This window comes from Paenibacillus sp. FSL R7-0302, assembly GCF_038006885.1.
Taxonomy (GTDB): domain Bacteria; phylum Bacillota; class Bacilli; order Paenibacillales; family Paenibacillaceae; genus Paenibacillus_AQ.
In genome coordinates, this window is record NZ_JBBOWB010000001.1 from 2,918,759 (window position 1) to 2,944,200 (window position 25,442).

Here is a 25,442-nt window from a genome sequence, read left to right on the forward strand (position 1 = left end):
GATTCATAGGTGATTCCTGCCTTCTCTTAGTGTTGTGTGTTCATGGGGTAGGTCCAGAAGGCTTCCTGCCCGAAGCGGAGCTGAATATCCTCCGCCGTCAGCTCCTGGTTACCGACCAGCTCCGCCGCCTGGTATTGGGAACGGTGTGCCTGGATAGAAGCCATCTTCTTGTCCAGGTATGCGGTGACATCGACATGCACATCCGGGAGGCCGATGTGCTCCTCATGGCCGATGGCGAAGGCGACGCAGTGAACAACCGGCCGCTCCGCAGGCGGCAGCTGCCGGACCGCCCGGATGACCGCCGCTCCGGTGGCATCGTGGTCAGGATGCACGCTGTAGCCGGGATAGAACGTGATCACGAGGGACGGAGTCAGCTCGCGGAGTAAGGACAGCATCGTATCCTCCAGCAGGCGCGGGTCGTCGAACTCGATCATTTTATCATGGAAGCCCAGCATCCTTAAGTCCTGTATCCCAATTGCTTGGCAGGAAGCACGCAGCTCCTCCCTGCGGATCTCTGGCAGCGTAACCCGGTTCGCGAACGGAGGAATCCCCATATTACGCCCCATCTCCCCCAGCGTCAGGCAGGCATAGGTCACTTCGGCGCCTCGATCTATATACTGTGCCAGTGTGCCTGCGGCAGCAAAGGCTTCATCGTCAGGATGCGGGAACACCACCAGAATGCGCGGATGTTCTATATGCTGTGTACGGTTCATAGGTTCATTCCTCCCGGTGACATTATAGCTTAGCGAAATACTCGATAACAACCTCACGGAAAATCAAGCCCGCCTGTGAAATATAGCGGTTCTTATGCCACAACAAGGCGATTTCCCTGACCAGCCCCTCGTCTTCCAGCGGAATCAGACGGATATGATCGTGCGCATTCCTCGCCGTACCCGGTATGAAGGCCAGGCCGATCCCGGCTTCCACCAGGTCAATCAAGCGGGCCGGTTCGTCTCCCTCATACACATAGCGCGGCATGAAGCCTGAAGCCTGGCAGACGGAATCCACCAAATCACGAATCCCATAGCCTTGTTTGACACCCACAAACCACTCATTCTTAAGCTCTCTCAAAGAGAGGCTCTTGCGGGTTGCAAGAGGGTGAGCGGCTGGAACGGCAAGGTAAATGTGATCGTTACAGACCACCTGACATTCAATATCCTCCCCTCTTACCGGAGGAGAGGACAAGCAGAAATCAACTTCTCCTCTCTGTAGAAGAGTAATCATCTCCTGCATAGGCAGCATTTGCACGTGAAAATGGATGTCCGGCTGCTTGAGGCGAAACGCCCGGAGGATAGCGGGCAATGTGCTTGCGGTGGTTACTGCTAATTCAAGGGTGCCGGACTCCAGGCTGGACAGGTCCTTAAGCTCCTGCTTCCCCTGCTCCAATTCAAACAGCGCCTTCTCTGCACGCTGAAGAAATCTGCGTCCCGGCTCGTTTAACCGCAGCTTCCTCCCGCTCCGGTCGAACAATGAAGCTCCGAGATCCTCCTCCAGCCGTTGAATGGTCTTGCTCAGGGAGGATTGGGTAACATGCAGCTTGTGTGCGGCCTCGGTCATATGCTCCAGGCGGGCAACCGCGATGAAATACTGTAATTGAAGAAGCTCCATATCCCGCCTCCATTCATTCCCTCAAGTCTATGAAATCATAACATGAAATGCGTTGGAGTAAATAACTCTTATCCTGTACGATAACTGTACAGTACTTGAGGGGGAATAACAATGAATGCACGCAGCTGGTGGTTAATGATATCCGTTGGGCTGGGAATGATGCTTAACCCGCTTAACTCTTCGATGGTGGCTGTGGCGATTCCCAGGCTGCAGCAAGCATTCAAGCTTGAGTTCACCGTTGTCTCCTGGATTATTTTTTCATTCTATATTGGCAGCGCTATTGCTCAGCCTGTCATGGGCAGAGCCAGCGACATCTTCGGCCGCAGGAGGATTTTCCTGGCCGGACTGGTGATCGTCTTTGCAGCCTCCCTGCTCGCGCCTTGGTCTGCGGGCTTCGGGGGACTCATCGTTCTGCGGATTGTCCAAGCCATTGGAACCAGTATGGTAGTCGCGGTCGGGATGGCGATCATCCGGGTGAATATTACAGACAAGCAGGCTTCCGCTCTGTCCGTGCTGTCCATGTTTACATCGGGAGCGGCAGCGGCAGGACCGTTCATCGGCGGGGTCTTGATCCATGTGTGGGGCTGGTCTTCCATCTTCTACATCAACCTGCCGTTCGTAACGGCGAGCTTCCTGTTAGCCTGGAGGACCATCCCGCAAGACAAGCCGTCCACAGCCGCATTACCCAAGCCGTCCCTGCGGCAATGGATGAACCGGATAGATGTGCCAGGCATTCTGCTGTTCGCCACGGGGCTGGTGGCTGTGCTTGCGCAATTGCTGTCCGCCAAGTCCTCCGGTCATGTCTCCCTATTCAATGTAATCATCGGCCTGTCCGGGCTCATCCTGCTTGCGGTCTTCGTAAGACATGAGTTAAGAGCAGCGATGCCCTTCATTCCTCTGCGTACCTTCGCCAGGTATCCGGGGCTGATCCGGGTCAATATTGAATTTATGCTGGTTAATCTGTTATTCTATTCCGTCTTCTTCGGTCTTCCTTCTTATTTGCAGCTCGTTCGTCAGGTCAGTGAATTCCACACGGGGCTACTGATGTTAAGCCTGGGTCTATGCTCGCTCGCCGTGTCTCCAATCGCCGGAAGATGGATCAACGCCTCAGGTCCCCGGCCTGCTCAGGCAGTCTCAGCCATCCTTATGACCGTCGGGTCGGTGTGGATCGTGATGCTGAATCCGGCATCGCCTTTAATGGGCATTATACTGGCCCTGGCTGCCTTTGGAATCAGCAACGGACTGAACAATGTCGCCATGCAAGCGGCCTTGTTCAACAACTCGCCGAAAGAGATCATCGGGGTAGCCTCCGGCTTATTCAGTACGTCCAGATACTTCGGGACGATCCTGTCCTCCCTGCTGATTGGAATCATCATGGGCGACCGGTTCAGCTTCAGCGGATTCCGCTTTCTGGGGATCGTCCTTACCGGGATTGCCCTGTGCCTGGTGTTCATGTCCCGGCGGCGATCACTAACCAAAGGCTCCTATCACAGTCTTGATGACCGCTAGGGAGCCTCTGGAAGACGGATCTGAATTCTCATTATTACTAACGATCCCTGCAATCCGGTAAACGGTCCATTCTCCATAAAGCGGGTCAGCAGAGTGTGAAGCTCTCATATTCTGTTCTGATATGTATTCATTCTGGTTCCCTACCCCTCCACCACATCGGCCCGCAGGTCCGTGGCAATCTCAAGAATCACAGGCACAATCGCCTCCATGGACAAGGCCACGTACAGATCGCCCATATACAGCCGGAACGGGTACTCCGCGCCCTCATGACTCCACATGAAAAAATCCCCCTCGATCGACATCGTACTCTCCGCACCCTGTACAGTGTAGACCTGTGAATAGCTGAAGCCGGATTTATCGGCAAAGTATTTCTTGCATTCCTCTAGGGTTAGCGCCTGCTCTGCATTCTCTTCCTGCATGGAACGGGTAATTCGTAAACGCTGGCTCATTGGTGATCCTCCACAATGTTAATATTTAAGCTAATAAATTGAACTATTGATTTTCAGGTTTTAGGATTAGCCGTGACTCCAGAGAAGTTTTGGACCTCCGGCCGCTGTTGTCTGCAGATTTCTTAATTCATCCCGTTTTTAACGGTTGAAATCCGCAGACAAAGGCGGACGCTACCGCTCCTCCAGTTCCAAAATTCCCCTCCGCCACTTTTCCTTTAACTTAATTTTTTTGTTCAATCTATATAATAATCCGTGTGTTAACTCCATTAACTAATATCGGCCGGGTTGATAATCGCGAGAATCTGATGGTCCTTCCACACCCCGCGGATCTTCACGTTCAGCCGGGCAATGCCTTCCTTGTGGAAGCCTGCATGCTCCAGCACACGGATGGAGCCGGGATTATCCGGTGAGGCTTCCCCCGTAATCCGGTGGAACTTCAGCTCCTCGAAGGCATAGCGCACGACCTGCTGCACCGCCTCCGTCATATAACCTTTACCATTATAATCCTTGTCCAGGCTGTACCCGATCATACAGCTCTGCAGCGGTCCCCGCACCACAAAAGACAGACTGACACTGCCGATGATCCGCCGGTCTGCCTTGTGAATGACCAGGAAGTCGTAGCGCTCGTCTGCTGCCCGATCCTCTTCATATTGTGCAATCCGCTCGCGCTGATACTCTACGGTATAGAATTCCTCACCAATGTCAGGCGAATGCTCTTCAAAAAATTTACGGTTACGCAAATACATCTCCGTCAGCTCTGCGGCATCTCCCGCCTCGGGGAACCGGATGTATACCCGTTGTTCTGTCATCTGAATATCTCCAATCCGCTCAATAGTATACATTATAATTGTTCACTTACAGCACAATGCCGCTTCCTCCGGCTGTTCCTTGCATTCCGGGAACGGATAGGTCCAGAAGCGTTCCGTACCGTACTTGCCGCAGATTGCCGGATCGGCGGGTTTAAGGCCGCCAAGCACTTTATCTGCCTGGAACTGGGTGCGGTGCGCCAGAATGGAGTTGATTTTGACAGTGATAAAAGGCGTAACATCGATGACTACATCGGCTGCTCCAATCCGCTGCTGATGGCCGTTCGAGAAAGCCACACTATGTACAACCGGACGTTCCGCTGCGGGCAGCCGGGCAATGGTACGGATCACCGCAGCACCGGTGGCATCATGATCCGGGTGCACGCTATATCCGGCGTAGAACGTAATAACCAGCGACGGCGCAAGCTCCTTCATGAGCGATGCAATCCGCTGATCCAGAAGCGCCGGGTCTTCGAACTCAATCATTTTGTCATGGAAGCCCAGCATCCTCAGGTCTTGAATTCCAATGGCCTTACAGGAAGCTTCGAGCTCCGCTTGGCGGATGGCCGGCAGGGTCGTGCGGTTTGCAATCAGCGGAACGCCCATGTTCCGGCCCATCTCTCCCAGTGTCAGGCAGGCATAGGTCACCTCTGCACCTGCTGCGATATACATCGCCAGTGTCCCGGATACGAAGTAGGCCTCGTCGTCGGGATGGGGAAGCACCACCAGAATTCTTTCATGGTCCATAGATTTATTACTCATGTCTGCTTACTCCTCCAGTATCATTAAAAAGGGCTCCGGCTAAGCTGCAACGCCACAATCAGCTTGCCCTGACTGTCATGCCCGGCCAGAATCAGCCGCTCCGTATCGTGCTCATCCACATGGGTAAGTCCTTCGGCGTAAATCCAGCCTTGCTCCGTCTTCAGGCCGACCCGGTAAGGTCCTGTCCCTGAGATGGAGCCGTGGGTGTAACGGATCTCGGCATTGCTGATGAACACCGAGCCCGGAGCACGAGAGCTGTCGAAATGGCTGGCGTAAGCTCCGTTAGTAAGTTCAAGATGGATATATAGATCCTCAGAGACGAAATTGTCGATTCGAGTCTGAATGGCCTGGGGCTTAATGAGCTGCATAATGTCCTCCTAGAGTGTAAAAGAATAGCTGGTTCCAGTTCATTCATTATACATGAAATCACTGAAGCTCCAAACTGGAACAGTTACACCTGCTAACCTGTCCAAGCAACAGAAAAAGAGCCTGCATAAGGAATTCTGTGAATTCCTTGTGCAGGCCCGCTGACGGGAAGCCGCTTTTCCACGCTGAATTACAAATTAACTATAGAGAAGACCTTATCATTGATGAAATAGACATATTGGTTGCCGTACACTACATACCCGTCATAAACCTCGTCCGGGTCTCCCCAGGAGAGCAGAAGCTCTGTGATCGTCATGCCGCTGACCGCCCGCTCTTCACGGATGGCCTTCCACATTTTATCGCTGATCTTGAAGGCCGTTTGCGGATTCTTGAAATATAAGATGTCTTCGACGTAATCACCATAATCACCCGCAGTTGGATCAATCTCCACCGGAATCTCCTGTCCGTTGGCCCGGCGGATGATCATCTCTAAATTCCCGTTTACAGGATTGGAGCGGAAGTTAGCGATGGTCGTTTTTTCAAAGTTTTTGAACGGACTATCACTAATCTTGGCGTTCCGGGTCCACACCGTTTGTCCATTATAGTAATACTTCAAATAATCAATATTCTCCATAGTGTACATGGTATTGTCCACAAAATCGTTCAAGTCCAGGACCCACTCGGCTCCGGCTTCATTTTGCATCACAAAGCTCTGGTTGTAATCATCAACGTACTGTACACTTTTCACCCAATGGCTTCCCGGGTGCCCATATAAATAAACCTTTTTGCCTAGCACAATACCCATGGTACCTGGCAGCTTGCTGATGGCGTAGAGCATACTGTTGCTCTTATTTTTGCCATCCTCTGTGCTCCAGACGAACAACGCTATGGCGCTGGAGGCATATTTGCCGTCGATCGCTCCGAGCTTCAGAAGGGTTTTGAAGGCCACGTAGTTGGTGTTCTTATACAAGATGGAGTTATCCTTGTTCAGCTTGGTACTTCCTTTGCTGCCTGTGAGCGTTACGCCAGTAGCATCTGCCGCCACAGTGAAACCGGGAATCTGCCCGGCCAGCTTAACCGGTACATAGGCAGAGCCGTTCACAAGTACAGATTTAACTGGCGAAATAAGAAGGTTGCCTTCGACAAATGTAGCAATCTCCTTGTACGCCGGTGCGGCTGCGGCCGCTGCCTGTCCGGCGCCTCCCGGATAGACCAGTCCGAGCGCAAGCAGCAGAGTGGTGAGCAGTAATGCAAGTTTTTTCATAGATGTTCTAATTCCTTCCCCCGATGTAAGTTAGGTGTCCCGGCAAGGTGCCGGAATCTTCCAGATCAGTACATTCGACAAGAAGTTAATTATTTCCTCTATTTACACGGACTAAGCGGCAGAGAATGTCTTAGAATTTTATTTGCTTTAAGGTTGTTGTATATCTATCCATTATTTTCTTGAAAACACCTCTGCTATCCTTAATTAAGTCCAGATTACATCGATATGCTATTTCCTCAACCAGTTGATCAATGCCCTTATCGTCAGTTGTTATTTTTTCTTCTGTAATAATATGATTAAAAGCATATATGCATTGTTCAATCTGTGACTTTGCCCAGGTCCCCCGTTCAAGCCGTTTCTTGAGTCGTCTCTCAATAGTTTCCTTTTCAGCATAGAGAATGAAATGATTTACCTGTATTCCGTCCATAATTAGGCGACCAATTATTTCATCATAATATTGACGCTTGATCAATGTCATAGGTACAAGAATAGTACCCTGGTGGGCTGAAGACAAATATTTCAACATCTCATAATTAAATATCCGCCATTGAATATGATCTTGAAAATTGGGTTCATGTAAGTCGAGAGGTATATTTTTACGGATAAAATAGCCTATGTTCTCAGGATCATATACAAATGAATTAGGCAGTCTTTTGTTTAATTCATAGGTACAAGTCGATTTGCCGGAGCCGTAGGCTCCATTTATCCAAACGATCATTTTAGCACCTCATCATAAAAATACTTACTTCGGGATACGGATCACAAATACCGTCGGCTCCCCTTCCCTGCTCTCCAGCAGCAGCGTGCCCTCCATCTTCTCCACATTCTTCTTGGCGATGGATAAGCCCAGTCCAGTTCCTCCGCTGGCCGTTGTCCGCGCCTCATCACCGCGAACAAACGGATCAAAGATTGTAGACCACAGCTCCTTCGGAATACCAACTCCATTGTCCGCAATTTCGATCCTGATCTGCGTGTCCTCGGGAATCACAGATACCCGGATGCGCGTCCCTTCGGGATTGTAGGCCAGCGCATTGCCGATCAGGTTGTTGATGACACTGGCGAACAGCTCGGGATCATAACGGGCATAGACCTCTTCTTCGGGCACCTGCAGGTGAAGCTCGAAGTCTTTTTGCTCAATCTCGCCGTAGGTGTCAGCAATAATCTCCCGCAGATGGTCGCCCAGCTCAAGGCGCTCTATACGCAGGATGAAATCCGGTGAGTCCAGCTTAAGCAGATCCAGCATATGCGTAATGAGCTTGGTGACCTGCACGGACTTGGTGTAGATGTAATTCAAATATTTGGTCTGCCGCTCCGGGTCGGTCACGCGTCCTTCGATAAGGGCCTGCGCATACCCTTGGATGCTGGTAATCGGAGTCTTCAGGTCATGCGACAGATCGACCATCAGCCGCTGCTTGCTTTTCTCAGCCAGGCGCTTCTCCTCGGTGGTCTTCTCGATCACATCAGCCATATAGTTGAAGCTGTGGCCAATCCGCAGGAACTCCGTCTCCGCATAGAGGGCGATCCGGGTGTTGTAATGCCCTTCCATCATACGGTTCAAGCCTAGATTCAGCACCCGCAGCGGCTTCTTGATCCGTCTGGAGACCCAATAGCTGTAGACAAAAATCAGCAACAGAATTAACCCGCTGACCAGGAATACATAAAAGAACACTGAATGATTCAGATAGGAGACCAAAAACTCGTTGTTAATGGAGATATTAATTACATCGCGGGGAATCTTAAGCAACATCCAGGCTGCCCCGCTGTCTTGCTCCGTAACACTCGTGATGGAATAGTAAAAGGGCTGGTCGCTGCGGTTCTCCAGTCCCAGATACAGCATGTCCTCTTCATAAGCTTGAATATCATCCTGCTTCTCACCAATGACCTGAATCACCCGCTTGCCGGAATCCAGCAGCTCCAGCCAGCCTCCGCTCTTCAGCAGACGCTCACTCTCCGGCCCCTGGCCCAGCTCCTCCCGGTACGTCCCGGCCTCCACGGACAGATTGGGATCTGGCGTCATCCGGTCCCGGATGACTTGGGCGATATCCTTTTGTACGAACAGGTAGACCACTAACACCAGCATCAGCAGCATGCAGTTGAACAGCAGGAAGTCGATGGTCAGCGACGTCTGCAGCGGGCGGTTATCTCTACTTTTCCACGGGTGCTTCAATTTTGTACCCCAATCCCCTGATCGTCTTCAGGTATTCCGGTCTCTTGGAATCTCGTTCGATCTTGTCGCGGATGTTGCTGATGTGCACCATAATGCTGTTGTCCTCGTAGACGTAGAAATCTTCCCAGACAGTCTCATATATCTTCTTGCGTGTAAACACACGGCCCGGCTGCTGCATCAGCAGCTCCAGGATTTTGTATTCGGTAGAAGTCAGAGCGACGGCCTCCCCGGCCACCTCAACCTGACAGGTGCTCCGGTCCAGTGTCAGCCTGCCGAGCACAATCTGCTCATTCGGCTTCTCCTCCTCCGCTGCCTTGGCATCGAACTGATGCACCCGCCGCAGCATGGCCCCGGCACGCGCCACAATCTCCAGCGGATTGAAAGGTTTAGCGATATAGTCGTCCGCTCCGAGCTCAAGCCCCAGGATTTTGTCATGATACTGGCTCTTGGCGGACAGGAACAGTACAGGGAAATGCTCGTGCTCCCGAATCCGCTTCAGCAGCTGCAGTCCGTCCATCCCCGGCATCATAATATCCAGTATCGCCAGGTCAATCTTGTTATTCTGCATCAGCTTCAAGGCTTCGATTCCGTTCTCTGCCGTCAAAATGTTATATTCCTTCTCCAGATACAGCTGCAGAAGCTCAACAATCTCCGATTCGTCATCGGCTATGAGAATGGTATACATGGTGAATCCCCCTCTATCTTGTCATGCAAGCCGCGCTCTTTGTAACTATAGCCTGCCATTCTTAATCCAGTCTAAACCAAATCTAAAGAAAAGATAAAGAATTATTACAACTGACATTATAACTCGAAGCCTGGTCGTCGCTGCGGTGAACATTTGGACTTCCGGCCGCTGTTGTGTTTGGATTTCCTGAATATAACCGCTTCTCGCGGTAGAAATCCAAACACAAAGGCGGTCGCATTCGCTCCTCCAGTTCCAAATTCCCCCTCCGCTTCTTTTTGCTTTTCGTAAAAAACAATAACCGAACAATACAAAAAGAACAGCTGTACAGCCAATAAATGGCTGAACCGACTGTTCTATTAGGGAGAGGATCACTTAAGCAACAATTACCGGTGAGGGTTAGCTTCACCTTACACCGTAGGTACGGTTCCCCCGTCAATCACGTACTCGGCACCCGTGATGGATGCTGCCCGGTCGGAAGCGAGGAAGGCTACCAGCTCGCCCACCTCCTCTGGGAAGCCGGGACGGCCGATGGGAATGCCGCCCAGCGCGTCCATTACCGACTGCAGCGCACTTTCCACACTGCCTGTCACCTCCGCAATATTATTCAAGAAGGCTTCGGCTGCTGTAGTTTGAATGAAGCCCGGGGCTACGCGGTTTACCCGGATACCCTGGGGAGAGAACTCCTTGGACAGGCTTTTGCTGTAATTGCTTAATGCGGCTTTGGCGGCTGCATAGGGGATGGTCGATTCAATCAGCGGCAGCACTCTTTGAATCGAAGAGATATGGATAATTACACCCTTGCCCTGCTTCAGCATCAGAGGAATCAGCCCCCGGTCCAGCCGGACGGCTGCCAGCAGGTTCAAGTTCAGCGCATCCATCCAGTGTTCATCGGATGCTGCGAGAAATCCTCCAGCTGGTGTTGAGCTGCCGCCAGCGTTATTCACCAGAATGTCGAGCCGCCCGAACCGGGCCTTGACTGCTGCAATGACTCGCTCCACGCCTTCAGGAGTGGACAGATCGGCCTGGACGAACAAATCCGAAGCGGGCCCTTCCTTCGGAAGTGTCCGGGCAGTAGTCATAACTTCAGCTCCTGCCGCTGTGAACCGGGCAGCGATTGCCTGTCCCATTCCCTTGGTACCGCCTGTTACCAGGATTCTTTTACCTTCGTACTCTGTCAGCGGACTTGCATAAGTTATAGCCATCGTTACAGCCTCTTTTCATTAAGGATTCCTCAGGTTAGGCTGGAAGTCGAGCCATCTAAGGTCTATATCTATATATTAGACTTGATTAATATGAGCGTCTAATTTATTATTTTCATTAAATTCATTAATAATAGTAATATATAAGGAGGCTGTCTGCATGGAGCTTACACAATTGGAGTATTTTCTGAACGTAGCCCGGCTTGAGCATATGACCTCTGCATCCAAAGCGCTGCGAATTACGCAGCCTGCCCTGAGCCATGCCATTTCCAAACTGGAAAGTGAGCTGGGGGTTCCTTTATTTGAGCGTAAGGGCCGCAATGTCCAGTTGAACCGCTATGGGGTTATGTTCAGTTCACGGGTCGAAGAAGCGCTGCGCAATATCAGGAATGGGGTGCGGGAGATTGAGGAGTCGTCCAATGCGGAGAGCGGAACCGTTCATCTGTCTTATCTGAATATTCTTGGGGTGGACCTGATCCCATCGCTCATCAGAGACTATCAGTCAGACCATCCGAAGGTGCGGTTCGATCTGTATCAGGGGAATCACGGGGACATTGACGAAGCGCTGGATAACGGGACCTCAGATATGCTGATTACGTCCAAAGAGACTACGGCGGAGAATAAGGAATGGATGGTGTTTCGCAGATTACCGATTTATATTGTGGTCTCCAGTTCCCACCGGTTCGCCTCGCGTTCCTCGCTGAGTCTGTTCGAGCTGTCGGGTGAGCCATTTGTAGGACTGAAGACGAATTGCGGACTCAAGCACACCATCACCTCACTCTTCCAAAATACTAATTTCGAGCTGGCCTCTACCTTCGAGCTGGCCTCTACCTATTATGCTGAGGATCTGATTACTGTGGCAGGGTTCATCAAAGCCGGACTCGGCGTCTCTGTGCTTCCGCAGACGCTGGGACTGATGCTTGACGGTCTGGTCTGGATTCCCATCCAGGAACCGGGCTGGGAATGGGAGGTGGGCCTGCAATGGCGCCGGGACCATTATCTGTCCCCCGCAGCCAGAAGATTCATGGAGTATATTCGGGAGACTGCACCTAAATTGAAGTAGCTGATTGTATTTTCTGCAATAGAAAACGCATAGCTGACCGTAAATTGAGATTCTATTGTATTTCAGAGTCAATTTCATAATTCAATTTGTTAAATAGCAAGATTAGGCCAAAATCTAAGGTCACATTTTTAAAAAATCAGGCGATTTGCTGGGAATTCCTCAACTGCTGGTTCAATTTGTCTAACGCAAACTTACTCAAATTGTACGCGAGCGTACTGAGCTGGAAATCGACACTTGCCCGGACACCGCGGTGGCGTGTGCGCTTCATCCCGAAATACTCTTTGAGATAGGCAAATACACGCTCCACGGCCGTACGCTTCTTGTACAGTGTTGTAAAACTTTCGCTACCTCTGGCGGGATAGGTGTGTAAACGCAAATCCGTTTGGATTCGAATTTTAAACACTTTTTGGCATTCGGTACCGGAAAGCGCACAGCCTTTGCATTCACTAGGCCGGGTGTACTTCAGGGTCTCATATTTGGCATCAAAACTGTCGTAACGGTACGCATGCCCTTGAGCGCACACCGGCGTGTAATCCAGATTCATTCCCGCAGGCGGGTCTTTGTGGTGAATCAGGGAAATCGCAGGATAGGCGCCGAGCGAATGAATCAGCTGGTAGACCGCCGCGCAATCGTACCCCTTGTCGCCCAAGATATGCTTGACCTTTAGCATCGGAAACTTCAGGAGCAGGCCTTTGAGAAGGACGACCGCCATACGCTGGTCATTCGGATTGGCCGAACTAAAGAGGCCGCTGAGGATATACTGGCTGTCCGTGTCGACCAGCAGATTCGCCTTGAACCCGTAATAGCTGGTCATTCGGCCCTTCGTATTTTTCTTGTCACAACGCGCAGCATGCCGGGGCAACGCGGTCAGTAGTTCATCGTACGGGTACGGCAACATCGCTTCAATGGTTTTCTGGAACGGTCCGAGACTTTGTTCATAGGCTTCCATTTCCTCGCGCCGACGTTCCTTTTCCGCCTGGGATGGACGGCCGGGCTTGCTATATCTGGGTTTCTTCAGCGGCTCGTTCGCCACCTTAGGCTCAGGCTCGGGATGTTCGAGCTGAATTTGCTCGGCCACCGAAGCTTCGCCTTCCTTTTGCCCCCGGCGAGCTGCACGACGCTTGGAGGCCGATTCGCTAAATTGGCAATCCCAAGCCTCGACCATGGAGGAATCCACAGCCAGATGGGTTCCGCTCACAAAGCCTTCTTCTAGGGCAGACGTGACTAGGCGATCCTGAAGTTGTTCCAGCATTCCCGTTTGCTCCAGCGCATGAATCAAACGGGAATAGGAGGCCTGACTTGGAATGTTATCCGAGCCGGTGAACCGGCACTGGACTCGAAATTCGTTGCTATGATTCAGTCGCCGGACCAGGGCAGAGACAAACTCGATGTTCTCCATTTTTGCAATCAGCAGCGAGTAGATCATGGCAGGTACGTTTAATTTTTCAGGCCGTCCGCGATGGTTCTTTTTCCCTAGTGCGAACAGAACTGGAGCTAAATGTAAGTGTTCAAAGATTTGGCTGTATTTATCTTCTGGACTCATTTGGAGCAATTCCTCGAAGGAAAACAGTTCTTCTTGTCGAATAGAATAGATGGGGATTACCTCTTTTCTTCTCGGGTGTTGGTTTCGTCGCCTATAACTTCGAGAATTTGGGGAGGTACTCCTTTTTCTATGCTCAAAAAAACCAGGTATAGCAAGGGTTTTGAATTATGAAATTGTCTCTTTCATACAGTAGAATGTTGGGTTTTGGGCGAAAAAGGGCCTTTTTTCAATATTCAATTGTACAGAAGAGTCAATTTCATAATTCAATTTGTTAAATAGCAAGATTAGGCCAAAATCTAAGGTCACATTTTTAAAAAATCAGGCGATTTGCTGGGAATTCCTCAACTGCTGGTTCAATTTGTCTAACGCAAACTTACTCAAATTGTACGCGAGCGTACTGAGCTGGAAATCGACACTTGCCCGGACACCGCGGTGGCGTGTGCGCTTCATCCCGAAATACTCTTTGAGATAGGCAAATACACGCTCCACGGCCGTACGCTTCTTGTACAGTGTTGTAAAACTTTCGCTACCTCTGGCGGGATAGGTGTGTAAACGCAAATCCGTTTGGATTCGAATTTTAAACACTTTTTGGCATTCGGTACCGGAAAGCGCACAGCCTTTGCATTCACTAGGCCGGGTGTACTTCAGGGTCTCATATTTGGCATCAAAACTGTCGTAACGGTACGCATGCCCTTGAGCGCACACCGGCGTGTAATCCAGATTCATTCCCGCAGGCGGGTCTTTGTGGTGAATCAGGGAAATCGCAGGATAGGCGCCGAGCGAATGAATCAGCTGGTAGACCGCCGCGCAATCGTACCCCTTGTCGCCCAAGATATGCTTGACCTTTAGCATCGGAAACTTCAGGAGCAGGCCTTTGAGAAGGACGACCGCCATACGCTGGTCATTCGGATTGGCCGAACTAAAGAGGCCGCTGAGGATATACTGGCTGTCCGTGTCGACCAGCAGATTCGCCTTGAACCCGTAATAGCTGGTCATTCGGCCCTTCGTATTTTTCTTGTCACAACGCGCAGCATGCCGGGGCAACGCGGTCAGTAGTTCATCGTACGGGTACGGCAACATCGCTTCAATGGTTTTCTGGAACGGTCCGAGACTTTGTTCATAGGCTTCCATTTCCTCGCGCCGACGTTCCTTTTCCGCCTGGGATGGACGGCCGGGCTTGCTATATCTGGGTTTCTTCAGCGGCTCGTTCGCCACCTTAGGCTCAGGCTCGGGATGTTCGAGCTGAATTTGCTCGGCCACCGAAGCTTCGCCTTCCTTTTGCCCCCGGCGAGCTGCACGACGCTTGGAGGCCGATTCGCTAAATTGGCAATCCCAAGCCTCGACCATGGAGGAATCCACAGCCAGATGGGTTCCGCTCACAAAGCCTTCTTCTAGGGCAGACGTGACTAGGCGATCCTGAAGTTGTTCCAGCATTCCCGTTTGCTCCAGCGCATGAATCAAACGGGAATAGGAGGCCTGACTTGGAATGTTATCCGAGCCGGTGAACCGGCACTGGACTCGAAATTCGTTGCTATGATTCAGTCGCCGGACCAGGGCAGAGACAAACTCGATGTTCTCCATTTTTGCAATCAGCAGCGAGTAGATCATGGCAGGTACGTTTAATTTTTCAGGCCGTCCGCGATGGTTCTTTTTCCCTAGTGCGAACAGAACTGGAGCTAAATGTAAGTGTTCAAAGATTTGGCTGTATTTATCTTCTGGACTCATTTGGAGCAATTCCTCGAAGGAAAACAGTTCTTCTTGTCGAATAGAATAGATGGGGATTACCTCTTTTCTTCTCGGGTGTTGGTTTCGTCGCCTATAACTTCGAGAATTTGGGGAGGTACTCCTTTTTCTATGCTCAAAAAAACCAGGTATAGCAAGGGTTTTGAATTATGAAATTGTCTCCAGAATACAATAGATTCTATTTCAAAGCCTTTTTTACAGCATTCCATTGTACAAAATGCAGTTACTATCGTTCCGGCCTACAATTTATAGCGCGAAGCCTATGGATTCTGGCGAAATATCAAAAATAAAGAGCCGCCCCAAGCCACCGCTTCACGGTAGGGGGCAGCTCTATTAGGTCATTTTAACGAATCAAAGTCCGAAGCTCTTCAACCGTTGCCTGATACTGCGGCTGGAAATCAGCAGAATTAATATAACCGGCTATACTGGTCAGGAATTGTCTGCCTTCAGGGGTTCCGCTCACCTTAGCGGCATCCAGTGCACACAGCAGCAGGTTACCGTTGCCCACCCGGCACTCCGTGAGGAAACTTAGCTTATGATTACGCTCGAAATTATCGATCGTCTGTACGATGGGATTCCAACTGCGGTCCGCCTCATCCATGATCAGCGATTTGGAATGCTGGGCGATAGTCCACCAAGGGTAGGTGGAGTGCGCTTCACTCGGGAAATCGCGCAGTACCGGATGCCCGTTATCGATCAACAGGCCCATCGTACCAATTGGAACCGGCCGGTTCATGCTCTCCGAGATCGAGCGGAACATCGGGTAGCACCAGAAATCTGTACAATAGTAGCCTTCGATTCCGTTCTGAACCGATTCCGGCTCCGGCATCAGCAGCACGTTGCCGCCTTGTTCCAGCAGGGAGACTGCCTGCTCAGACAGCTCTGTGAATACATGGATACCTTCAACTTCAAGCGGGTTATCACTCAGCTCAGGATATATCCACAAGTCGTAGCTCTTACGGATATCCGTTCCTTGGACCCGGAGCGCAAGCTCCGCACGGCTCATCCGGTCAACCGCCGGAAGCTCAACCGCCAGATCGCATATGTCAATGTAATGGGTTCCGGCAGGAATAAAGGCTCCGGCTGAGCCCGTTGTCCGAACTCCCCCTTCTACCGCAAGCTCCCAGTGCAGCTCGATGGATTCCGGCATGCCGCTGCGGAAGCAGCTCAGCTCCACATGGGCCTCGAAGGTCTCACCTGCGCCGTAGTTATACTTGGGGAATCTTGCCAGCAGCACGGCATCATTACAGAAGGTTCGCCACTCTTCCGGGCTAATTAGCCCCTTGGAATCCATGAAGGCATCCAGAACACCTACCAGCGCTGTGCCTTGGCCGCTGAAATCTTGGAGATCCAGAAGCTGGAAGCCTGCAAGCCGGCGGGAACGGAAGGCAGCCTCTAGTTCTTCCTTGTAGCAAGCGACAGCGAGCTGGCCTGAGCTTTTGAAGTATGCATCGGCCAGATGGCCAAGCCCCTTGCTCTCCAGCCGTTCGCGGAAGAGGATGAAATTCTCCGCTTTGAGCGGGCCCGTATATTTCTCAATCTCCGTGAAATTAGGAAACGTAGCATATTGTCCAATCTCATGCGAAATTACCGGAACCTGCGGTATCCATTCACCGGATTCACCGCCAGCCTGCACAGTCTTGGCTTCGGTCCCGTACTGGATCTGAATTTCACCGCCTGTTGCCTCAGCCTCACCCTCTCCATTCAGGAAATCCGGCGGAACAATCTGGTCGTCATAATCCTTCATTGTACTTGGCAGCGAGGTCTGGACATGGCCGAGCGGAGCATCGCACATCGCATAGGAGCCTCTGAACAGCCGGTCGCGCGTGATGCGCACACCGCTGAAGAAATCGTCATGCTCCAGCACCTCCGGCACCCATTGATGGTTATTGGAGCCTTGGGTGTATAACGGCCGGTCATCGAATGCCTTGTAGTCCTTCAGGAATGAATCAATCCGCTCCTTGCTGCCCCATAACTCATTGCCTAGCGACATCATGACGAAGGAAGGATGATTGCCGAATTCCCGCAGGATGGCATATCCTTCGCTGATCAGATAGTCCTGCTCCGCCTGATTATGCCCTTCATCTGTCTCTACTGTAATCGTGCCCCAGAACGGCAGCTCCGGCTGCATATAGATTCCGAGCAGATCCGCAGCGGTGAACGCAGCTTCCGGCGGGCAGCAGGTGTGGAAGCGGTAATGATTGATCCCATAAGACTTGGAGAGCCCCAGAATTCGTACCCATTCCTCCACATCGGTCGGAGCATAACCAGTGAGTGGGAAGATCAGGCCGTCATGCTTGCCGCGCAGGAAGGTCTGCTCGCCGTTAATGGTGAACTTATCGCCTTCGGCCCGGAATGACTTGAACCCAAAGATCACCTCCTGCCGGTCAACGGGAATTCCATCGCTGCCCTTGAGCACAAGGCTGACGGTATATAGATTGGGAGCGAATTCACTCCACAGCAGCGCCTCGGGACCAAGGACATAATCTATAGTGAACGGACCCGGTGCGATGACATATTCCTCTTCCTCTACGGAATGTGTTGTCTCACTATTGAAGCTATTGGCAGATACCGCGAGTGTGGCACCTTGCATGCTCTCCAGCGTTGCCGAGATCCGCACCGAACGTGCAGACAGATCAGACTTCAGCCGGATGCCGTTAATCCGGGCTTCCCCATAGAACTGCAGCTCCATCCGGCCGGTAATCCCGTTCCAGTTGGTCTGGGTGTCCGGCGAGGTCATATGCCCGCCTTTGGTCGGATAGCCGGTGTTGTTCACCCGGATCGTAAGCGTATGACTCCCGGGCTGCAGCTCCGGCAGCTCATATACATGCGCAGTGTTCAAGCTGTCACGGCTGCCGATCTCATCGCCGTCCACCCAGAGGGTGGTTAACCGGGTGCGTTCCAGATATAAGCAGCAGCGCTTACCCGCCAGCTCTTCTGGAATCACAACTTCTCTGGAGTACCAGACCGGTCCTTCGAACAGATATTCATCCGTTAGTGCACCTGCGAGAATTTCGTTGTTCTTCGGCCCTTTACGGGCATGGGACGTAGTTCCCGGCAGCATGATTGCATCGGTAAAAGGTAATACCAGTCCCTTACCCTTCTCTTCCAGCTGCAGCTTCCATTCGCCTTCAAGGCTGATCTTTGACAGCACAATTATCACTCCTAATAATGGTAATCTCTATACTCTTGCGGGGTGGTACCGGTGGTCTTCTTGAAGAGGAAGGTGAAATAGGCCGCCGTCTGAAAACCTACCTGCTCCGCCACTTCATAGACCTTAATGCCAGGATCGCGGAGCAGCTCCTTGGCCTTATTCATCCGCGTTTCCTGGACATATTCGGAGATCGTCTGGCCGGTTTCTTTTTTGAACAGCACACTTAAATAACTTGAATTCAGATGATACAGCTCAGCCAGCTGCTTCACCGTCAGATTCTCCTGCAGATGATCGGCCAGATGCTGCCGGACCTGCCGGATCAGATGATGCTGCTGTGCAGTCTGCTCCTTCTGCTTATGCTGTGTATAATAGACGAGATATTCCAGAACAGTCTTCCGCACTTCCTCCACTCCGGTGCAGTCAATTAAGCGCTGCCACATCAGAATGTTCGTTTCGGTATCCGTATCCTGATTCCGCTTAAGCTTGCGTGCCAGCTCGCTGAGCAGTCCCATGCCGAACGCCTGCACGTAAGAGAAGGAGATAGGCTCTCCGGCCAGCATCATCTCAAAAGCATGGCTTGCATAAGCCGACGCCTTGCCGTTCTCCCCAAGCTCCAGCAGCCTGACGATCTCCGGAATATACTCCTCACGCAGCCGGAAGTCTTGGTATTCGTTCATCAGATGCCGGTCACAATAGACAATCTGCCCGTATCCGGCCAGCCGTGCATCGGCAATCATATGCCGTACCTCTTTATACAGGAGCGGAATTTCCGTCCAGCCGCAGGCCTCTCTGCTGACCCCGACCGTAACGGAAGCATCATATTGCTCCTGAAGCACTTCCTGAATGAACCTTAACTGCTTCTCCAGCCTGGCCCGCACCTGCGGAACCGCTTCCAGCACCAGCACCGCAGTCTCGCCTGCTCCCGCTTTCCCGATATAAGCGCCGGAGAACCCGTCCAGCCCAAGCTTCACCGCATTCTGCAATGCTTCACCCAGCAGAATCTGCTCCTTGGCATCATGGCTATGATGCAGGTACAGACTGTCACAGTCGAACAGGAACAATGTCGCCTGCCACTCGCCTGCCGGAAGATCCAGCAGACGCCGCCATGAATCCAGCAGCTCATCACTGTGAATCCAGCCTCCGGTCAGATCTTTAATGAAGCGCTCCAACAGCACTTCCCGGCTCTCTGTAACCTTCTCTCTGAGCAGGGCTGTTTCCTGCTCCAGCCGTTGTTTCTTCTCAGCTGCTGCCCGGAGAGCCTCCAGCTTCTGTTCCAGCTCCTGCGTCTTGACCGGCTTCAGCACATAGGCCTTAGCCCCAAGCTGAATCGCCTCCTGCACGAATTCAAATTCATCGAAGCCGCTGATGATTACCGTCTGCATGGACTGCTGCGGATAATCAGCCTGGATTCTGGCGAGCAGCTCGATTCCGGTCATCCCGGGCATCGCCACATCGGTAATGAGCACATCCACCTTGTACTCCTGCAATACCGCGAGCGCTTCCATCCCGGAACGGGCGGTCAGCGGAGTCGTGTAGCCAAGCGCCTCCCAGCGGACATGCTTGAGCAGGCCTTGAATCTGCATAGGCTCATCGTCAACAATCAATGCACGCATGTTACCCCTCCTTCCTCTTCAGCTCGGGACGTTCTATGCAGACCGGAATGTGGATGGTTACCGCCGTCCATTCGTCTTCTGCGCTGGCGATTTCAAGGCGGCCTTGGGTGCCGAAATATAGCGCCAGACGGTCCCTGATATTGTTCATGCCGAACCCGTTCCTGCTGCCCCTGTAGGTACCGGCGCGTATCTCTTCGAGCTTCTCCCGGCCAATCCCCTGCCCGTTATCAAACACCTGGATGCGCACCTCATCCCCTCTGCGTTCAGCCGTAATCTGAATAAAGGCATGCTCCCTGGCTGTAATGACGCCATGCAGATAACAGTTCTCTACAATCGGCTGGAGGATCAGCTTGATGGTATAGAGATTAAGGATCTCTGGTTCCACCTCCCATTCCACCGACACTTGGCCTGGGTAGCGGAGCTGCTGGATATCTATATACGCCTTCACATGTTCCAGCTCATCGCGCAGCCGGGTAACATTGACCTGATTGCCCAGTGCCAGCCGGTAAAAAGTCGTCAGCGCATCTATCGTGCGGATTTGCAGCTCGTCCTGCAGATCCAGCGCCCGCCAGCGGATCAGACTGAGCGAATTATAGATGAAATGCGGATTAATCTGTGCCTGCAGCGCCCGGAAGGATTGCTCACGCTCCTTAAGCAGCGCTTCCGTATGCTCTTCAACCAGCTTCCCGAGCCGCCCGGACATGGAGTTAAACAGTACCTCCAGCTCCCCCAGCTCATCCTTGTCACGGTTCTTCACCTTTACTTCGAAGTATCCTTCGGATATATCTGTCATCCGGTTCCCCAGCTTGCGGATCCGCCAGATGATATTCTTCAGGACAACCATAATCAGGAAAATTGACAGCAGCAGGAAGAACGCAATTCCCGCTGCGATATAATACAGAATCCGTCTGGACTGCTCCTCCAGGCGGTCCAGATGCACGAGTGCGCCAACCCGCCAGCCGGATTTGATCTCCTGTGTAATCAGTACCGTTCCGTTGTTCGTCCGGGTAGTTCCGTCAGCGCTGCCCCAGTATTCACTTAACGAGGAGGAGGATAACGAAGTAGCAATCTCCGACGGTTCTGAGGAGGCGATGATGCGTTCACTGCCGTCAACGATATACATTTCCCCGGCGCCGTCAAAGGGATGGTCGAAGGATTCCGCGAACACGCTTTTATAATCCAGCAGCAGATAGACCAGCCCGTGTACCTCCCCGTTGCTGTCTAGGATTTTGTGGGATACGACAAGCTTGTTCCTGTCATCCTTGGCATTGGTCCATACCAGATTATCCGGAGAAGATAGCCGCTCTGCATACCAGTCTTGCTCACGCTGTCCGGACAGCATCCGCCCCTCTGGCTTCCACAATAGGCCGCCATCCTGCACCAGCGTATCATTGGTATGGTAGATGCGGAAGTTCTCGATACCCGGAAGGTATTTGCTGGTAAACAGGAAGGATCTGTCCACGTAATTGACGGTGCCAAGCTGTTCTGTGATATCCGTATAATCCCGCGTTATTCTTGAGATCAATTCACCATCTGTCGCTGTCCTAGTGGCTAGAAGGTCATAGCTCTGCTTGCGGAACTCAATGCTCTGCGCACTCTGGCGTACCGCTTCCCTGATGGTCAGAATATAATTGGCCCGGACGGTCTGCAGCATCAGGTAGCCTGCTCCCGCTGCAAGCAGGACCGTCGGAAGGAATACAATCAGGCCGTAGAACAGGACAATTTTGCCTCTCAGGTTCATGGACCGGGTCATACGAATAATTGCTTTCTCTATGCTCTGTTTGATCATATGGCCCTCCCACGAACTATAAAGGGAGCCCCCCTCTCAGGCGAAGGGCGCTCCGGCGTATTTTATTTCTGGCTGCCTGCATTCATTTCTTCCTCATATCTGCTTAGCCACTCGGCCTTGACTTCACTCCAATGTCCGCGTTTCTCCAGCGCTTCCTGGAACCCGTTCCACTCCGCCTCGAACTTGGCATCATCCCCCGCCATCAGCAGCTTAGCCCGGTATTCCTTGCGGATATTCTCCAGCTCCAGGGAGTATTTCTCCCATACCCCGCCCTGCTTAACCTCGATCAGATCATAAGGCTCTGCTACACGGATGGTCCCCATCTTCCCGATGGCTTCGGTGAACTGAATCGTCTTGGCTGCGCCTGCCTTGCCGCCGTCTTCTGTGTTCCACCACGGATACCACTTATTACTGTAGGAAGAGGTCATGTAGAGCTCCGGTGTGACTTTGGATTTCTGGGCGGCATCGCCGGAATTGCGCGCGGTCTTGTACGTCTCATCTGTAAATTTCCACTTGCCCAGCGGCTGGTCCACCCAGTCCCAGTACTTTCCTGCCGGCCCCTCGCTCATTACCTGCTGCTGTTCTGCCTTCGGCTGCAGGCTGTAATCCAGGAATTTCAGAATCGCCTCAAGATTCTTGGTCTTCTGGCTGATATAGACATCATACCCCGGATTCGGGTTCGTGACCTGGTTGATGCCCAGCTTCTCTACCCCTGCAACCTTCGTAAAAGGAATGACTTCATAGAACCAGCCTGGCTCCGTAGGGCCATCCAGCGTCTCCCAGGCTGTAGCGTTGATGTTCCAGAAGCTGCCTGCATTCAATGCAACCCGGCCGGATTTGTTCTTCTCGATATACTGCTCTCCCTTATTGGTTACTACTTCCGGATCAATCAGCTTCTCCCGGTACAGCTTGTTCATCCATTGATAAGCGGCCTTATAATTAGGATTATCATAAGCGAAGAGAAATTCATCCCCTTGCTTCTGAATGCCATTGCCGCCGGTACTGACACCAAACGCGGTCAGCACCGCATTCTCGTCACTCCACCCGAGCGAATCATTAGTGTCCATAAGGAAGGACATGGGGAGCAGTGTTTTGCCGGAGGCGTCTTTCTGTTCAGCGGCTTTCTTCAGGAAGGCCTCAACCCCATCCAGTGTGGACAGATCGGCTCTAGTCATGCCCGTCTTCTCCAGCACATCCGTTCTGACGAACCAGCCCTGCGATGCCCAGCCTGGCCAAGGCGCCTCCGGGTTCTGGTCAAACCAGGTCGGAATCGACCAGATATGGCCGTCCTCGTCCTTCATTAGCTCCAGATACGGCTTCGGGATTGCCGCGAGTCCCGGATATTTATCCGGCATGTCGAAATATTGCTCCACCGGCAGCACCTGCTTGGAGCGCCGCATGGCGCTTTTCACCGTCTCGTTCCGGCTGAAGATCGCCGCATCCTCGAACCCGCCGGTATTGATCTTCAGGTTAAGCGCTGTCATCGCATCGCCCTGTGTGGCCTCCAGCTTGACATCCACCCCCGGCTCCTCTTCCCGCCAATACTTCTGCACCAGACTGTCATTATTGATGGTTGCCGTCCAGCCAAGCCAGAGGTTGAAGCTGGTAGAACCGCTTGCCCCTTGGGTAGCTGCACTCTTATTTCCTGTACCGCTGTTGCTTGCCTTCGTATTTCCGCCGCCGGAATTGGAACCGGAACACCCGCTGACGATAGTCAGCAGCGCCGTCATGGCCAGAGCTGTAAGCCGGGCTTGTTTGATTGTCACTAGAATACTCCCCCTATATGGTTATTGTACAGTGAAATGGTTCTATAGCCATTAACTTAGAGATCAGCCCTTCACTGACCCCAGGAGAACACCTTTGACGAAATATTTCTGCAGGAACGGATACACACAGAGAATCGGAAGTGCACTGACCATCACGACAGACATTTTGATCGACATCAGCGTAATATTCTGTAGCTGCGAGCTGCGGGCCAGTGCCTCCTGATTGTTGTTGGAGCCGAGCACGGCCGACAGATCCTGTGCCGACAGCAGCTGCTGCAGGAAGGTCTGCACAGGAATCAAATTCTGTTTCGTGACGAAGAAGGCCCCGGCGAACCAGTCATTCCAGTGGCCCACTGCGGTGAACAGCCCCAGCGCAGCGAGCATAGGCTTCGATAACGGCACGATAATTTGCCATAGAATACGGACCGGTCCTGCCCCATCCAGCTCCGCCGACTCAACGAGCGCTTCCGGGATGCCCTGAATGAACTTCAGCATGACGAACATATTCCAGACGGAGAACAATCCCGGCAGAATATATACCCAGAACGTATTAATCAGGCCAAGACTATTGAGCTGGATGTAAAAGGGGACGAGTCCGCCGCTGAACAGCATTGTCAGCAGAATGTAGCTGAGAATCGTGCCGCGCAGCGGCAATCCCCGGTAGGAGAGGCCGAAGGCCACCAGCAGGGTGACCAGCAGCCCGCCAACCGTGCCAATTACCGTTCTGCCCACTGTAATGAGATAGGAATGCCTGATGGTCTCGTTGCCGAGCACAATCTCGTAATTAATCAGTGTGAAGCTGCGCGGCCAGAGATAGACCCCGCCTTTGGCTGCATCTGCACCGTCATTCAGCGATATCGCCAGCATGTAGAGGAACGGATACAGCACCGATACGCATAACAGGGATAGCAGTACAATAATGATGTATTCTGCTATTTTTTCACCTCGGCTTGCTTTCATGTGCCTTCACCACAGTCCTTCCCCGTTTAGTTTTCTGGATAGCTGATTGGTTGAGACGACCAGGATCAGGCTGATGAGCGAAGACAATAATCCTACTGCCGTCGCCATCCCGAAGTACCCCTGCTGTAAGCCGTTGCGGAGGATATACGTATCCAGCACATCGGCAACGCTATGATTGGCAGAATTCATGAGCGGATAAATCTGATCCATTCCCACTGTAATTAAGCTCGGAATACTGAGAATCAGCACAATGGAGATGGTTGGCATAATTCCGGGAAGGGTGATATGGCGGATCTGTGCCAGCTTGCCTGCACCTTCCACCTTCGCCGATTCATACAGCTGCGGATCAATGGTTGTAATGGCTGCCAGATAGAGAATGGTGTTCCAGCCGGTTTCTTTCCATAAGCCGCTGAAGACAATGATTGGACGGAACCACTCCGTCGAACCCAGGAAGAATACCGGATCTCCCCCCGCCTGCCCGATAAACTGATTGACCAGCCCGCCATCCAGCGTAAGGAAGGATTGCAGAATATAAGCAACAACGATCCAGGAGAAGAAATGCGGCAGATAGCTGACCGATTGGACGAAACGCTTGAATGCCGGCCGGGTCACTTCGTTGATCAGGAGCGCCAGCAGAATCGGGGCCGGGAAGCCGCAGATGAACTTCAGCACCGAAATGTACAGCGTATTCTGGACCACGGTCAGGAACTGCGGGTCTTCCAGGAACGTGAAGTTATCCAAGCCCGCCCAGGTGCTGTCCCAGATCGAGGTCCCAATCTGAAAATCCTTGAAGGCGACCTGAATACCGGCCATGGGGATATAGCTGAACAGAAACAGCAGGACTACCCCGGGCAGGATCATCAGATATTGCCAGCGGTATTTGTAGAATTTGTTGTACAATTGTCTCCCCCCTTGATACTTCTATCATAAAAGGAACTGCCTCCCCCGCCTATATAACAGCGGTTGGATATCTATCGTTCTGATTTGATCTTGTGA

At 52.2% G+C, this 25,442-nt stretch carries 21 protein-coding genes; 2 read left to right on the top strand and 19 right to left on the bottom strand.

Translation table 11 applies throughout. The features are described from left to right. Positions 1-26: 26 nt before the first annotated feature. Both bshB2 (MKY96_RS12715) and MKY96_RS12720 read right to left on the bottom strand, forming a co-directional pair. Entirely contained in the window at positions 27-713 is a 687-nt protein-coding gene (gene bshB2, locus MKY96_RS12715; RefSeq protein WP_340940815.1) for a bacillithiol biosynthesis deacetylase BshB2, read from the bottom strand. 22 nt (positions 714-735) lie between these two features. Further along, entirely contained in the window at positions 736-1,608 is an 873-nt protein-coding gene (locus MKY96_RS12720; protein ID WP_340940816.1) for a LysR family transcriptional regulator, read from the bottom strand. Positions 1,609-1,719: 111 nt separating this feature from the next. Here MKY96_RS12720 and MKY96_RS12725 point away from each other — a divergent pair, with 111 nt between their 5' ends. Continuing rightward, positions 1,720-3,117, top strand: a complete 1,398-nt coding sequence (locus MKY96_RS12725) for an MFS transporter (protein WP_340940817.1) — start codon at positions 1,720-1,722, stop codon at positions 3,115-3,117. A 140-nt stretch (positions 3,118-3,257) separates the two neighbouring features. Here MKY96_RS12725 and MKY96_RS12730 read toward each other — a convergent pair whose 3' ends face one another. From MKY96_RS12730 to MKY96_RS12770, 9 genes are all read right to left on the bottom strand, one after another. After that, positions 3,258-3,566, bottom strand: coding sequence for a hypothetical protein (locus MKY96_RS12730; protein WP_340940818.1), 309 nt, complete (start codon positions 3,564-3,566; stop codon positions 3,258-3,260). A 266-nt stretch (positions 3,567-3,832) separates the two neighbouring features. Then, a complete protein-coding gene (locus MKY96_RS12735) occupies positions 3,833-4,375 on the bottom strand; it encodes a GNAT family N-acetyltransferase (RefSeq protein ID WP_445671481.1) in 543 nt (180 codons plus the stop codon). Between the two features lie 42 nt (positions 4,376-4,417). Continuing rightward, the gene (gene bshB2 / locus MKY96_RS12740) at positions 4,418-5,134 is read right to left on the bottom strand and encodes a bacillithiol biosynthesis deacetylase BshB2 (RefSeq protein ID WP_340940820.1); all 717 of its coding nucleotides are present in this window, start codon (positions 5,132-5,134) and stop codon (positions 4,418-4,420) included. A gap of 23 nt (positions 5,135-5,157) precedes the next feature. After that, positions 5,158-5,502, bottom strand: coding sequence for a YojF family protein (locus MKY96_RS12745; protein WP_340940821.1), 345 nt, complete (start codon positions 5,500-5,502; stop codon positions 5,158-5,160). Positions 5,503-5,690: 188 nt separating this feature from the next. Further along, positions 5,691-6,764, bottom strand: coding sequence for a hypothetical protein (locus tag MKY96_RS12750; RefSeq protein ID WP_340940823.1), 1,074 nt, complete (start codon positions 6,762-6,764; stop codon positions 5,691-5,693). A gap of 130 nt (positions 6,765-6,894) precedes the next feature. Then, on the bottom strand, positions 6,895-7,482 hold the full coding sequence (locus MKY96_RS12755; RefSeq protein WP_340940825.1) for an AAA family ATPase: 588 nt from the start codon (positions 7,480-7,482) through the stop codon (positions 6,895-6,897). Positions 7,483-7,506: 24 nt separating this feature from the next. After that, on the bottom strand, positions 7,507-8,931 hold the full coding sequence (locus tag MKY96_RS12760) for a sensor histidine kinase (protein WP_340940827.1): 1,425 nt from the start codon (positions 8,929-8,931) through the stop codon (positions 7,507-7,509). Continuing rightward, on the bottom strand, positions 8,909-9,616 hold the full coding sequence (locus MKY96_RS12765) for a response regulator transcription factor (protein WP_340940828.1): 708 nt from the start codon (positions 9,614-9,616) through the stop codon (positions 8,909-8,911). Before MKY96_RS12765 ends, MKY96_RS12760 begins: the two co-directional genes overlap by 23 nt. Positions 9,617-10,023: 407 nt before the next feature. Further along, positions 10,024-10,818 (bottom strand): SDR family oxidoreductase, encoded by a 795-nt coding sequence (locus MKY96_RS12770; protein ID WP_340940829.1) that lies wholly within the window; start codon positions 10,816-10,818, stop codon positions 10,024-10,026. 157 nt (positions 10,819-10,975) lie between these two features. Between MKY96_RS12770 and MKY96_RS12775 the strand changes: the two genes are divergently transcribed. Next, the gene (locus tag MKY96_RS12775) at positions 10,976-11,878 is read left to right on the top strand and encodes a LysR family transcriptional regulator (RefSeq protein ID WP_340940830.1); all 903 of its coding nucleotides are present in this window, start codon (positions 10,976-10,978) and stop codon (positions 11,876-11,878) included. Positions 11,879-12,014: 136 nt separating this feature from the next. Here the strand turns inward: MKY96_RS12775 and MKY96_RS12780 are convergent, their stop codons facing one another. From MKY96_RS12780 to MKY96_RS12815, 8 genes are all read right to left on the bottom strand, one after another. Further along, positions 12,015-13,421: a transposase gene (locus MKY96_RS12780; RefSeq protein ID WP_340940833.1), complete on the bottom strand. Its 1,407-nt coding sequence runs from the start codon at positions 13,419-13,421 to the stop codon at positions 12,015-12,017. 318 nt (positions 13,422-13,739) lie between these two features. After that, positions 13,740-15,146 (bottom strand): transposase, encoded by a 1,407-nt coding sequence (locus MKY96_RS12785; RefSeq protein WP_340940833.1) that lies wholly within the window; start codon positions 15,144-15,146, stop codon positions 13,740-13,742. A gap of 361 nt (positions 15,147-15,507) precedes the next feature. Further along, the gene (locus tag MKY96_RS12790) at positions 15,508-18,318 is read right to left on the bottom strand and encodes a glycoside hydrolase family 2 TIM barrel-domain containing protein (protein WP_340940835.1); all 2,811 of its coding nucleotides are present in this window, start codon (positions 18,316-18,318) and stop codon (positions 15,508-15,510) included. An 11-nt stretch (positions 18,319-18,329) separates the two neighbouring features. Next, a complete protein-coding gene (locus MKY96_RS12795; protein ID WP_340940837.1) occupies positions 18,330-19,931 on the bottom strand; it encodes a response regulator in 1,602 nt (533 codons plus the stop codon). 1 nt (position 19,932) lies between these two features. Beyond that, complete coding sequence (locus MKY96_RS12800) at positions 19,933-21,720, bottom strand: cache domain-containing sensor histidine kinase (RefSeq protein WP_340940839.1); 1,788 nt, start codon at positions 21,718-21,720, stop codon at positions 19,933-19,935. 62 nt (positions 21,721-21,782) lie between these two features. Then, a complete protein-coding gene (locus MKY96_RS12805; RefSeq protein WP_340940841.1) occupies positions 21,783-23,486 on the bottom strand; it encodes a hypothetical protein in 1,704 nt (567 codons plus the stop codon). A gap of 63 nt (positions 23,487-23,549) precedes the next feature. Next, positions 23,550-24,446, bottom strand: coding sequence for a carbohydrate ABC transporter permease (locus MKY96_RS12810; RefSeq protein WP_340940843.1), 897 nt, complete (start codon positions 24,444-24,446; stop codon positions 23,550-23,552). 6 nt (positions 24,447-24,452) lie between these two features. After that, on the bottom strand, positions 24,453-25,346 hold the full coding sequence (locus tag MKY96_RS12815; RefSeq protein WP_340940844.1) for an ABC transporter permease: 894 nt from the start codon (positions 25,344-25,346) through the stop codon (positions 24,453-24,455). Between the last annotated feature and the right edge of the window lie 96 nt (positions 25,347-25,442).